The organism is Aquitalea sp. FG25, assembly GCF_057809375.1.
In genome coordinates, this window is record NZ_JBMDJV010000002.1 from 200,777 (window position 1) to 213,086 (window position 12,310).

At 60.2% G+C, this 12,310-nt stretch carries 10 protein-coding genes; 6 read left to right on the plus strand and 4 right to left on the minus strand.

All coding sequences use genetic code 11. The features are described 5' to 3' along the window. Positions 1-28 precede the first annotated feature (28 nt). Both ACODR9_RS02720 and ACODR9_RS02725 read right to left on the minus strand, forming a co-directional pair. Positions 29-835 carry a carbon-nitrogen hydrolase family protein gene (locus tag ACODR9_RS02720; protein WP_488807472.1) on the minus strand — a complete coding sequence of 269 codons (807 nt, stop codon included), beginning with the start codon at positions 833-835 and terminating at the stop codon, positions 29-31. Further along, positions 832-4,719: a YhdP family protein gene (locus tag ACODR9_RS02725; RefSeq protein ID WP_488807473.1), complete on the minus strand. Its 3,888-nt coding sequence runs from the start codon at positions 4,717-4,719 to the stop codon at positions 832-834. The genes ACODR9_RS02720 and ACODR9_RS02725 overlap by 4 nt, the downstream gene beginning before the upstream one ends. Before the next feature lie 59 nt (positions 4,720-4,778). Here ACODR9_RS02725 and glnE point away from each other — a divergent pair, with 59 nt between their 5' ends. The 6 genes from glnE (at position 4,779) to ACODR9_RS02755 (ending at position 11,202) form a co-directional block, all read left to right on the plus strand. Next, entirely contained in the window at positions 4,779-7,460 is a 2,682-nt protein-coding gene (glnE, locus tag ACODR9_RS02730; RefSeq protein WP_488807475.1) for a bifunctional [glutamate--ammonia ligase]-adenylyl-L-tyrosine phosphorylase/[glutamate--ammonia-ligase] adenylyltransferase, read from the plus strand. 88 nt (positions 7,461-7,548) lie between these two features. Next, on the plus strand, positions 7,549-8,472 hold the full coding sequence (locus ACODR9_RS02735) for a branched-chain amino acid transaminase (RefSeq protein WP_488807476.1): 924 nt from the start codon (positions 7,549-7,551) through the stop codon (positions 8,470-8,472). Between the two features lie 49 nt (positions 8,473-8,521). Continuing rightward, on the plus strand, positions 8,522-8,722 hold the full coding sequence (locus tag ACODR9_RS02740) for a zinc-finger domain-containing protein (RefSeq protein WP_045845093.1): 201 nt from the start codon (positions 8,522-8,524) through the stop codon (positions 8,720-8,722). Positions 8,723-8,854: 132 nt separating this feature from the next. Continuing rightward, complete coding sequence (gene waaF / locus ACODR9_RS02745; RefSeq protein WP_488807477.1) at positions 8,855-9,907, plus strand: lipopolysaccharide heptosyltransferase II; 1,053 nt, start codon at positions 8,855-8,857, stop codon at positions 9,905-9,907. An 8-nt stretch (positions 9,908-9,915) separates the two neighbouring features. Continuing rightward, on the plus strand, positions 9,916-10,506 hold the full coding sequence (locus tag ACODR9_RS02750) for a TetR/AcrR family transcriptional regulator (protein WP_488807478.1): 591 nt from the start codon (positions 9,916-9,918) through the stop codon (positions 10,504-10,506). 96 nt (positions 10,507-10,602) lie between these two features. Further along, complete coding sequence (locus ACODR9_RS02755; RefSeq protein ID WP_488807479.1) at positions 10,603-11,202, plus strand: hypothetical protein; 600 nt, start codon at positions 10,603-10,605, stop codon at positions 11,200-11,202. A 76-nt stretch (positions 11,203-11,278) separates the two neighbouring features. Here ACODR9_RS02755 and ACODR9_RS02760 read toward each other — a convergent pair whose 3' ends face one another. Then, positions 11,279-11,923 (minus strand): tetratricopeptide repeat protein, encoded by a 645-nt coding sequence (locus tag ACODR9_RS02760; RefSeq protein WP_488807480.1) that lies wholly within the window; start codon positions 11,921-11,923, stop codon positions 11,279-11,281. A gap of 90 nt (positions 11,924-12,013) precedes the next feature. Then, a complete protein-coding gene (locus tag ACODR9_RS02765; protein WP_488807481.1) occupies positions 12,014-12,208 on the minus strand; it encodes a hypothetical protein in 195 nt (64 codons plus the stop codon). Between the last annotated feature and the right edge of the window lie 102 nt (positions 12,209-12,310).

A 12,310-nucleotide genomic window follows, 5' to 3' on the forward strand; every position in this document is an offset into this window, starting at 1 on the left:
AAAGCGTCTTGCATGGTGGGTCTTTCTGTCAAAGCACACGGTGCGCCAGGGCCGGCAGGCCACTGCGTACCGAATGCAGCAATGCGGGGTCAATCTCGACCAGTACGACACCTTCGCCACTGGCCTGCTGCGCCAGAATGCGCCCCCAGGGGTCGATGATCATGGACTGACCATGGGTTTTGCGGCCGTTTTCGTGAGTACCGCCTTGTCCGGAGGCAATCACATAACACTGGTTTTCGATGGCGCGGGCGCGCATCAGCACCTCCCAGTGGGCTTCGCCGGTGGCTGCGGTAAACGCTGCCGGCAGAATCATCACATCAAATGGTGCCAACTGGCGGAACAGCTCGGGAAAGCGCAGATCGTAGCAGATACCGCAGGCTACTTCTGCCAGACCGATATCCACCTTGACCGGCGTACTGCCGGCCAGAATACTGTCAGACTCGCAATAGCGCTCGCCATTTCCGGTATAGCCAAACAGGTGGATCTTGTCGTAACGCGCCTGTACCACGCCATCGGGGTCGAATACCAGGGTGGTATTGAATACCTTGCCCGGCTCCGGGCTGCGCAGCGGAATGGTGCCGGCAGCCAGCCAGACCTTGTTGTCACGCGCCATGGCGGCCAGCGCCGTCTGCAGCGGGCCACTGCCCGCCTCTTCGCAGATGGCCACCTTGTCGCCATCCTTCCTGCCCATCAGGCAGAAGTATTCGGGCAACACCACGAAGGCGGCTCCGGCAGCCGCAGCCTGCGCCACCAGCACGGCAGCACGGGCCAGGTTGGCAGCGACATCGGTACCGGACACCATCTGTACGGCGGCAGCGATAAATTTCTGTTTCATGGCGTGATGATCCGTTTGCTGTTTCTCAAAGGTTCCGCTGCCTTTTTTTCCACCTTGGGATTGGCAAAGGAACCGGTCAGGTCATACTCGACCGACAAAATCTTGCCGACCGGATCTTGCAGTACTTTCTGTGCCGCCAGCGCCGCCACCCCCACCACCGGGTTGAGCAGCGCCGCGCCCGCAGCCAGCGCCACGCTCTCGGCCAGATGAGGCTGTACCTTGATATGCACGTCCTGGGTTTCATTGGCCAGACTCACCTGGCCACGCAGGTAGACATCTGCCGCCGGGCCTTTCATGTGCACATTATCAGAAACAAACACACCCTTGCTGATACGGGCATCGCCGGTGATGGAGTCAAAAGCAAAGCCGTCGCTGAATACATCGGTGAAATCCAGCTTTACCCGGCGCGTCAGCGACTGCAGGCTCAATACGCCAAGCAGGCGCGCCACTCCCGGGTCCACCTTGGCAAAACGACCATTCTTGAGCGCCAGCGTCATCTCGCCGGAAAGCTGACTGGCGCTGACATCAAACAAACCGCCCGGCCAACTCATATTGCCGGTGAGTGTGCCTTCACCCTTGCGGAAGGTATCCTGCAGGCCAACGCGGGCCAGCAGCTTGCCCACATCGCTGCTATCCAGTTGATAACGGGTTTGCACTTCCTTGCCGCTGTCGCTGCGACGCACGCGCGCACTGCCTTGCAAGCTGCCTTCCGGTGCCACCAGACGCAGCGGATTGAGCACCCAGTCACGCCCTTCGCGGCGTGCGCGCACTTCCAGCTTGCCGACTGATCTGTTCTGATAAATCAGGTCACCCACGCGAATATCCAGTGCGGGCCAATCGCCCTTGTCAGCCATGGCGGCGTCGCCATCTGCTGCACTGCCCTTTTCCGGTGGATTGAGCTGGGCATAGGCCAGATTGGCACGCACCAGCCCATTGCCCTCGGGCAGGTAATCGATGCTGCCGCTCAGTTCATGCGCCCGCACCTCCAGCGACCAGCCATTGCGGATGCGCCGATTCCCCAGCGTGGCCGTTACCTTGTGCAGGCTACCACCCCAGCTGTCCAGTTCCGGGGTTTGCAGGTCGATCAGCAAAGGCAGGTCAAACTGCAGCGATTTGCCGGCGGCAGCCGTATTGCCATGCAAGCCGGAAGGCCCGGTGATGGCATCCACCCAGCGCGGCAAATCCACCTTGGGCGCAGCCAGCCGCAATACCAGGCCTTCGTCCGGCTGCTTGCCCTGCGGGCGACCAGAGGCAATGACCCCGGTTTTGAGATTGCCATGCTCATCCAGTACCAGGCTGCCACTGGCCACCGTACCCACGTCCAGATCCAGCCGTACCGGCTGCTGAGCGGTCTTTCCAGGCGTTACCCGCAATGACAGCGGCAACACATCGGCCGCAGGTTTGCCAGCCGGCGCCGGAGCCAGAATACTGACACCCTGCAAACTGGAGCTGACGACCAGGTTTTCCAGCCCCTTCTGCACCACAAACTGCACCGCAAACGGTGAGTGGCCACTGACATAGGGCGACAAGATGGGCAAATAGTGGTCCAGCGCCTGCTTGCTGTCGGCTTCGCCATGAATATCAAAACTCATGCGTCCGGACTGGGTGCTGGCTGCTTTCAACAGGAAAGGCCCGCCCAGGGCATTGAAACTGACACCATTGGTTTCGACACCGTGTTCGGTAAAAGTCAGCGTACCGCGCGCATCACGCAAGGTGGGAATGGGCAGGGTGCGAAAGCCCAGTTGATTACCCGCCAGCAGGATGTCACCCCTAACCCTGACCGGCTCCTTGCCTGACAGGGGAATGCCCAGCTTCAGGTTCAGCTCAGCATTGCCTGCCCCTTGCAGATTGCCGGTAAAACCATCCAGCCAGCCGTCTACCGGGCTGTTGGTAGTGAATTTCAACATGCTGGCCAGCGGCCCCCGGGCGCGTCCCAGCACCGTCAGCACCGGCTGAGCCGCACCCAGATTGTCTATACCCACTTGTACGGCGGACAGCGGCACACCCAGCGTAGTGGCGGAGCGCGCGGCAATCAGCATTTTTTCATTATGGAAACCCAGATCAGCCTGGATGTTGTCGATGGTGGGCCAGCCTTTTTCGTACAGCAACTTGCCCTGCTCCACCTTGGCGTCCACGCTGAACTGCCCGTTCTTGCCTCCGGCAAAGGGAAAGTCGGCCAGATCACCTTTCAGAATCATGCGTACATCACTGGCCGTACCACCTTGCAGCGCCTGCGTGAGCCAGCGCAGGGTATCTTGGCCCACCGCGTGCGGCAGATAAGCGGGCACCCGGACGGCAGCTACCTTGTCCACGTTGGCGGTGAAATCCACCACGCCCGGTCCCTTGTCGCCATGATGGTAATGCCCGCCAAAGCGGCCATTCAGATCGGCATTGGCAAAACGGACCTCATGAAACTCCACGTCAGTCTCATTGCCCTGGTTTTTCCAGTCCACACGGGCATTAAGCTGGTCGAAGTTGAGCAACTGCGGGAAAACTGCCGGGTAATTCAGTGTTGCATGATGGCTGTCCAGTTGCAGGCTGCCACCCTGCTCGCCAAAACGTAGCGAACCGCTGACCCCGCTGATACCCGGCACGGTGGCAAATGCTTGCCAGGCCAGAGAATCAAAACGGGTTGCCACCGTATATTGACGCGGCGACTGCAACGGCCCCTTCCAATTGAGCGACAGGTTTTTCAACTGTCCGCTGGGGGCAAAGCGCGAAAACAGCGAATTGCCATCCCCGCCCAGTGCGTGCAGAAAAGGCGTCAGGTGCGCCACATTGACATTATCCAACGTCAGTTGACCATGGCCCTGCTCGCCCGGCAGCCAGTTACCACGAATGCTGGAATTGTCGAACGCCAGGCCGCTGGCACTGGCCAGCGTCAGCTTGGATGCATTGATGGCATAAGTACCATTGCCAGAGCGCTCCAGTTGCAGCTTGCCGCTGATAACCGGCAAAACCAGGGTGTGCGCATCCCGTGGGGTATAGGCCGCATTGCGGATGCTGACATCGGCATTCAGACTGTTGATATAACCATCGGAAAAATCTGCCTCCAGCGTGCCACTGCCTTCACCGCTATTAACCAGACCAACCTTCTCCATGTAGCGCGACAGCATGCCGGCCTGCGCGCCATTGAGCCGCACCCGCGCACTGCCAGCCCAATTCCGCCACTGACGAAAATCATTGCCACGCCATGACAACTCCATGTCAAAGCCCTTGCCCAAGGTGGCAACCGGCTTGCCCGACAAGGTCAGGCGATGGCCCAGCAGGGTCTTGCCCAGAATCAGCTGGCCTTGCTGTAAATCCAGCCGGGGCAAGCCCAGCAGCTTGTCTTCCCAGCTGATATGCGCCTGGCTGATTTCAATATGCTTCTGTTGCAGCAGCCAGTTGGCGGCAGGTTCGCTCTCTGTGGCTTGCGGCTGGTCCGGCTTGGCTGACAGGTCGAAACCATTCAGCAGGATATGACCATCAGCATTACGCACCAGCGCCACACTCGGCCCTTGGATGATGATGCTGGAAAACAGCGGTTGCCAGGTCAGCAGCGACCACCATGAAGGCAGCACCGTCACCTGCTGCAACGTCAGTGCTTCTCCGGTAACCGGGTTGGCAATACGCAGACCGCCCAGTTGCAGCCGTGGAGCCACGCCCTGCCACTGGCCGGACAAGGTGGCTACACGAACCTGTCGGCCCGAAGCCTGAGACAGGCTGGCTTCCAGCTCGGGACGAAATTGTTCCAGCCGTGGCAGAAACCACCAGTTGAATACCGAAAAAGCGCTGCCCACCACGATAGCTGCCAGCAACAGCAACAGACCGCCGACGCGCAACATTTTGCGCAGCAGGCGAATGACGTGGATTCTGGCAAGCAGGTGCAGGGGCTTTTCCAAATGAGCTAAACCGATACAATGAGGTGTTATCAGGACCAACCAGCGAGTGCAGCGCCATTATGCCAGCAAACCCGGAGCATGCCATTGCCCACAGTCGTGCCTTTTCACTTTATCTGGACCGGCTGCTGACTGCCCAGCCCGAACAGCATGCCCTGCTGCTCAGTCGCCTGCAGCATGCGCTGGATGCAGAAGAAATGGCCAACTTCGCCGACTGGGACGCCCTGGACGAGCCAGACGGCATGGCCTCAGCCCTGCGTCGGCTGCGTCAGGCGGTCATGGCACGGCTGATCACGCGCGACCACAACGGTCTGGCTACGCTCGACGAGGTGGTCTGCACCATCAGCCTGCTGGCCGAGTTTGCCGTACGGCAATCACTGGCCTGCGCCTGCCGCTCGCTGCCGCAATACGGCCAGCCCATCGGCGAGGACAGCGGCGAAGTGCAACAGCTCATCGTCATCGGCATGGGCAAGCTGGGCGGTGGCGAGCTAAATGTCTCCTCCGACATCGACCTGATTTTCATCTATCCCGAAGGCGGCGAAACCAGCGGCCCACGCAAAATCAGCAATCACGAATACTTCAGCCAGGTGGGCAAGCGCATCATCAGCCTGATCAATGACGTCACGCTGGATGGCCAGGTATTCCGTGTCGACATGCGCCTGCGCCCTTACGGCGACTCCGGCCCGCTGGTGATGAGCTTTGCGGCACTGGAAAACTACCTGCTCACCCAGGGCCGCGAGTGGGAACGCTATGCCTGGATCAAGGCCAAGGCACTGACCGGAGATATTACCGGCTTGGCCGATATGGTACGCCCCTTCGTCTACCGCAAGTATCTGGATTACAACGCCTACGGTGCCATGCGCGAGCTGCACGCCCAGATTCGCCGTGAAGTGGCCCGGCGCGACATGGCCGACAATATCAAGCTGGGGCCAGGCGGCATCCGTGAAGTGGAATTCATCGCCCAGGTATTCCAGCTGATTCGCGGTGGCCGCGACAAAAGCCTGCAACTGCGCAGCACCCGCGCCACGCTGGAGCGGCTGGCCGAACTGCGCCTGCTGGAACCCGCCGCCGTCACTGAGCTGCAGGAGGCTTACGCCTTTTTGCGCAATCTGGAACATCGCCTGCAATACCTGGACGACCAACAAACCCAGACGCTGCCCACCAGCGAGGAAAACCAGGCCCGCATAGCCGCCAGCATGGGCTTTGGCAACTGGCATGACTTTCTGGACGCACTGAATGCCGAGCGGCGCAAAGTAACGCGCCACTTTGAACAGGTATTCATCCTGCCCACCGAAACTGCGCCGGATCACCCGCTATCCTGCCTGTGGCGCGATATTTGCGAACAGGACCCCGCCGAGCAACTGACCACCCTGGGTTTTGATGATGTGCCCGCAGTGGCCGGACAACTGCGCGCACTGGCGCAAAGCCAGCGCTATCAGCAGATTCCGCTGGCCGGACGCAAAAAATTCGACGCCCTGATTCCGCCGTTGATCGAGGTATCCACCCACTTCCCCAACCCGGCAGCCACCCTGTCGCGCATCATCAGCCTGATGGAAGCCATCAGCCGCCGCGCGTCTTATCTGGCCCTGCTGACCGAATATCCGCAAACCCTGCAACGGCTGGCCACCCTGTGCTCGGCCAGCGCCTGGGTATCTACTTACCTGACACGCCACCCCATCCTGCTGGATGAACTGCTGGATGCCCGCGTGCTGTACGCCACCCCGGACTGGCCAGCGCTGACTGCCCAGCTGGAAGAACAGATGGCGCAGTGCGATGGCGACATCGAGGCCAAAATGGACACCCTGCGCCACTTCCAACATGCCCAGGCCTTCCGCCTGGTGGCGCAGGACATTGCCGGCATGTGGACGGTGGAAGCACTGTCCGACCAGCTTTCGCTGCTGGCCGATACCGTGCTGGATGCCACACTGCGCCATGCCTGGCGCGACATTCCCAGCCGCCACACTGACACGCCGCGCTTTGCCATCATCGGCTATGGCAAGCTGGGCGGCAAAGAACTGGGCTATGCCTCGGACCTGGATATCATCTTCCTGTACGACGACGAACACCCTGACGCTACCGAGCTGTACTCAAGACTGGCACGCAAGATGTCCACCTGGCTGACCAGCGCCACCAGCGCCGGCATTCTGTACGACATCGACCTGCGTCTGCGCCCCAATGGCGCCAGCGGCTTGCTGGTCAGCTCCATGCAGGCATTTCGCAGCTATCAGGAAAAACAAGCCTGGGTATGGGAACACCAGGCCCTCACCCGGGCGCGTTATGTCGCTGGCGACCCCGCCATTGGCGAAGACTTCGAAACCGTGCGCCATGATGTCCTTACCCTGCCACGCAATGCCGATACGCTGCGCGACGAGGTCATCCATATGCGCCAGCGCATGCTGGAAAGCCATCCGCCACACGAATACGACATCAAAAATGCACGCGGTGGCATCATCGACATCGAGTTCATCGTGCAGTACCTGATCCTGGCCCACGCCGGCCAGCTCCCTGCCTTCACCCGCAACACCGGCAATATCGCCCTGCTGGCCGTTGCAGCTGAAGCCGGGCTGATCAGCCCCGAACTGGCAGAACAGGGACGCGCCGCCTACCGCCACTACCGCAAGCTACAGCATGCGGCCAGACTGAACGAAAGCAGCAAGGTGGAAGTCAACGAAACGCTGCGCCAGCACTACCGGCAGGCGCAAGCACTGTGGCAGCAGGTTTTCGGTACAGACAACACGGCCTGAAGCGGTTTTTCGCTAACGACGGTTCACAAGACCACAGCTGACGGTATAATCGCCAGCTACGCAAAACATAATGACGGAGAGCTCCAAGATGTCGATGGCAGATCGTGACGGATTCATCTGGTATGACGGCAAACTGGTTGACTGGCGCGATGCCACCACCCATGTACTGACCCACACCCTGCATTACGGCATGGGCGTGTTCGAAGGCGTGCGTGCATACGAAACCCCCAAGGGCCCGGCCATTTTCCGCCTGCAGGACCACACCGATCGTCTGTTCCGCTCCGCCAAGATCCTGGGCATGAACCTGCCGTTCAGCAAGGACGACATCAACCAGGCCCATCTGGACGTGGTCAAGGCCAACAAGCTGTCCTCCTGCTACTTCCGCCCGATGGCCTTTTACGGCTCCGGCAAACTGGGCGTGGCGCCGAAAAAGGACGACGTGCGCATCATCGTGGCCGCATGGCCGTGGGGTGCTTATCTGGGTGAAGAAGGCCTGGAAAAAGGCATTCGCGTGAAGACATCGTCCTTCACCCGCCACCACGTCAACATCACCATGTGCAAGGCCAAGGCTAACGGCAACTACATGAACTCCATCCTGGCCAACAACGAAGCCACCGCAGACGGCTACGACGAAGCCCTGCTACTGGACGTGGACGGTTTCGTGGCCGAAGGCTCGGGTGAAAACATCTTCATCGTGCGCAAGGGCAAGCTGTACACCCCGGACCTTACCTCCGCCCTGGAAGGCATCACCCGCGACACCGTGGTGCAGATTGCCCAGGAGCAAGGCCTGGAAATCATCGAAAAGCGCATCACCCGTGATGAAGTCTACAGTGCCGACGAAGCCTTCTTCACCGGCACCGCCGCCGAAGTCACCCCGATCCGCGAGCTGGATCGTCGCGCCATCGGTGAAGGCACACGCGGCCCGATCACCGCCGCCATCCAGCAAAAGTACTTCAATATCGTGAAGGGCCTGGATGCCGAGCACGAACACTGGCTAACCTACGTCAAGTAAACACACCCAGCAGCAAAGGCCGGCGCAGCCGGCCTGACAAGGAAAGACAATGGCTGAACTCAAAGAAAATACCCGTCGCGTCATCGAAGTCACCGCCAAGGACCTGCCCCTGCACTGCCCGATGCCGGACATGGTGGCCTGGAACTCGCACCCGCGCGTTTTCCTGCCGGTACACAAAACCGGCGAAGCACTGTGCCCTTACTGTGGCACCCAGTACAAGCTGGTTGGCCCGGTCGGACATCATCACTGAGTCATTGCCTGACCGACGGCATGTGAAAGGTGCGGGCTTCCGCACCTTTTTCGCTTGCCCGCTCACCAAATCAACGCCAGCTTGCCATTGCCAAGCACACAGGATGGCGCTGATTTGGAAGCGGAAACCTTCATGAAGAAAAAAATACTGGTCATCGGCCCCTCATGGGTCGGCGACAGCGTCATGGCCCAGCCGCTATATCAGCGGCTGCACCAGCGCCATCCCGCCCTGGAGCTGCATGTATTCGCCCCGGCCTGGACCCTTCCCCTGCTAGAACGCATGCCGGAAGTAGCCAAAGCGCATCTCAACCCGTTCGGCCATGGCGCACTGCGCCTGCGCCAACGCTGGGAAACCGCACGCAAGCTCAAGGCCGAAGGCTTCGATCAGGCCATCGTACTGCCCAACTCCATCAAATCAGCCCTGATCCCGTTCTTCGCCGGCATTCCGCTACGCACCGGCTTCATTGGCGAATCGCGCTACTGGATACTCAACGACACCCGCGAGCTGGACGAACAAGAGCTGCCGATGATGGTGGAGCGCTTCTGTGCACTGGCCGAAACACGCAATACGCCGCTGCCACGCCCCATCGCCCATCCGGCGCTGGTGACCAACCCACAAAGCCAGCTGGAAACCGCCCGCCGCCTGCAACTTGATACCAGTCGTCCCATCGTCGCCTTCTGCCCCGGTGCCGAATACGGCCCGGCCAAACGCTGGCCGGCGCGTCACTTTGCCGAACTGGCCAAGCGCTTTGCGGCTGCAGGCTTTGCAGTCTGGCTGTTTGGCTCTGGCAAGGACAAGGAAATCGGCGATGACATCGCCCGCCTGGCAGAAGGCGCAGCCATCAATCTGTGTGGCAACACCGGACTGGAAGAAGCTATCGACCTGATGGGACTCACCCGCCTGGCCGTATGCAACGACTCCGGCCTGATGCACGTTGCCGCCGCCCTGGGCAAGCCACTGGTAGCGCTGTACGGCTCATCCAGCCCGGACTTCACCCCGCCGCTGTCGGATCAGGCCGCCGTGGTCAGCCTTAATCTGGATTGCAGCCCCTGTTTCGAACGCAAGTGCCCCTATCAGCACACCAACTGTCTGGAGCAACTGGGCCCGGACTTGGCCTGGCAGGCTGCACAGCGTTTTCTGCCCGAACTGGGCAATACCACCATTCCATTTATCCGCAGTACATAGGCTGAACCATGAGCGTACAAGACAAGAACAATCAGCCCGAAGAAAACAGCCGCCGCATGGAGCTGGTGCGCGCCGCCGCCAAACTGTTCCGCGACCAGGGCTATGAGCGCACCACAGTACGGGACCTGGGCAATGCCGTCGGCCTGCAATCCGGCAGCCTGTTTTATCACTTCCGCACCAAGGAAGAGATCCTGGTGGCCGTCATGGCGCTGGGCATCACCGCCACGACCGAACAGCTGGGTGAAGCCATTGCTCGGGCACGTCACCCGCGAGAAAAGCTCTCGGCCCTGTTTCATGTACACCTGAGTTCACTGCTGGGTGACAACCAGGCCGCACTGGAAGTGATGCTGTACGAATGGCGCAGTGTTTCTGCAGCGGCAAAGCCGGGCCTGATCGTACTGCGCGATCGCTACGAAGCGCTGTGGCAAGAGGTACTGGACGAAGCCGCCGCAGCCGGGCTGGTCAAGCAGGATACCCGCCTGCTGCGCCGTACCTTGCTGGGCAGCCTGCATTGGTCAGTGCAGTGGTATAAATCCGACGGAGAACTGAGCGTGGACGAGCTGGCAGAGCGCATGCTGGCCCTGGTACTGTTGAAGTAAATCCACACCATGGTGCAGCACTGACTGATTTATCTGCAAACCCAAGCTAAAATGTTCTAAAATCACAGGGTTAGCCTATTTCTCAGGAGTTGCGCCATGGACAGCATCTCTCGCCTGCAAAGCAGCAGTGCCAGCACCACGGCCAGACTGTTGCAGCAGAGCCGCAACAGCCGCGCAGCCAGCAGCAGCCAGGCCACAGGCACAAGCGATACCACCACAGCCGCTTCTACTCGCAATCAGAGCAGCACGGAACAACTGCAAGCCAGTGGTCAGCAGACTGCAACGGCCAGCAGCCGGTCACAACAAAGCCAAAACCGGCAGCAAGTGGAACAGCAACTGGCAAGCCAGCTCTCTTCCAGCCAAGCAGCCAGCATCAGCAGCGAAAGCACCCGGACCGTCAATGCCAGCCGGGCCAGCAGCGAATCAGACTCCACCAGCAACAGCACCACAGCGGCCATCAGCAACCGCAATCGTGACAACAACACAGCCAGCAGCCGCAGCAATGCACGCGCCAGTGCAGACAGCAACGAAACCACTGCCAGCAGCCAGTCGGCCCCGGTTCGCAATCAGGCCCAAGTCACACTGGAAAGCCAAAAGAGCAGTGGCCAGACAGCAGTCGCCCAGTACCAGAACAACCAGTCGCTACTGGAGAGCTCCACCCAGGCAAGCAGCCGCAGAGTCAGCGAACAAGCCTGAGCTGCTCATCATTAAAATTTACCCCCAAAAGAGTACGAGGGCCTGCCCCTTGTACTCTTTTTTGATTGCGGACAGGCTATCTGACACCATGTTGCGCGGCCAGGGCCTTGGCTTTCAGCAAGCCGGCCTGATCTCCCTGCTGCCCGGCAAGCGCATACCAGCGCACGGCCTCTCGCCAGTCTTCCTTCAGCCCCAGCCCATGTTCGTACTGGCTGGCCAGCAAATACTGCGCCCCTACATCGCCCTGCTCTGCAGCCGCACGATACCAACGCGCTGCACGGCCATAGTCCTGTGCCGCACCTCGGCCAAGGTAATACTGCGTGGCCACGCTCACCTGCGCATCCCGGTGCCCCTGCCTGGCTGCAGCCTCGAACAGACGAGTGGCCTGCTGCAGATCACGCGGCAAGCCATCGCCACTTTCATATACCTGGCCCAGTACAAACTGGGCCGAAGACAACTGCGCATCAACCGCCTTTTGCAGCCACTTCAATGCAAGCGGGCGATTGCGCGGCACGCCCTCACCACGCCAATACAGCATGGCCAGATCATATTGCGCCACCCTGTCGCCATGCTCCGCTCCCGCTTTGAACAAGGCAAAGGCAGCCGCATAGTCTCCAGACTGATAACTGGACCAACCGGGCAGCGGTGGCGGCCCTGCCACGGCCAAGACCGGCAAGAGCAACACGCACAACAGCAGGGCAAGACTTTTTCCGGGATTCATATGCCACCTCCTGCTGATTGGTCGTGATGACAGTGCATTTCTTACAGACGTAAAAAAAGCGGCCATCGCCGCTTTTCCAATCAGGCCTGCTCAGGCCCGTACATCAATGCCCTGCCCTAAATGGGCCGGATTCGATGCTGTCTGGCTGATTTGCGTGCCGGCATCGCTGGCACCCTGCACCAGCGACAGAACCGACTGGCCTTCTGCCTGCAGCGACTTTTTCAGGGCGAATACCTGCGTCGCCGATGAAACATTCTGTCCGCTTACTTGACTTATTCCGTCCATGCCCCCACCTCCGCACTCATTACACGATTTAACAAGTCCAGTTTAGACCGCATGCGCCATTCTGTCATGGCAAAGCTGCTAAAATGACTGTTCAACGACCTA

What these genes read in the sequence shown, in the direction of transcription:
- ACODR9_RS02760 (WP_488807480.1), bottom strand. Translation starts at nt 11,923, where the DNA reads ATGAATCCCGGAAAAAGTCTTGCCCTGCTGTTGTGCGTGTTGCTCTTG.
- ACODR9_RS02750 (WP_488807478.1), top strand. Translation starts at nt 9,916, where the DNA reads ATGAGCGTACAAGACAAGAACAATCAGCCCGAAGAAAACAGCCGCCGC.
- ACODR9_RS02740 (WP_045845093.1), top strand. Translation starts at nt 8,522, where the DNA reads ATGGCTGAACTCAAAGAAAATACCCGTCGCGTCATCGAAGTCACCGCC.
- glnE (WP_488807475.1), top strand. Translation starts at nt 4,779, where the DNA reads ATGCCAGCAAACCCGGAGCATGCCATTGCCCACAGTCGTGCCTTTTCA.
- ACODR9_RS02720 (WP_488807472.1), bottom strand. Translation starts at nt 835, where the DNA reads ATGAAACAGAAATTTATCGCTGCCGCCGTACAGATGGTGTCCGGTACC.
- ACODR9_RS02755 (WP_488807479.1), top strand. Translation starts at nt 10,603, where the DNA reads ATGGACAGCATCTCTCGCCTGCAAAGCAGCAGTGCCAGCACCACGGCC.
- waaF (WP_488807477.1), top strand. Translation starts at nt 8,855, where the DNA reads ATGAAGAAAAAAATACTGGTCATCGGCCCCTCATGGGTCGGCGACAGC.
- ACODR9_RS02765 (WP_488807481.1), bottom strand. Translation starts at nt 12,208, where the DNA reads ATGGACGGAATAAGTCAAGTAAGCGGACAGAATGTTTCATCGGCGACG.
- ACODR9_RS02735 (WP_488807476.1), top strand. Translation starts at nt 7,549, where the DNA reads ATGTCGATGGCAGATCGTGACGGATTCATCTGGTATGACGGCAAACTG.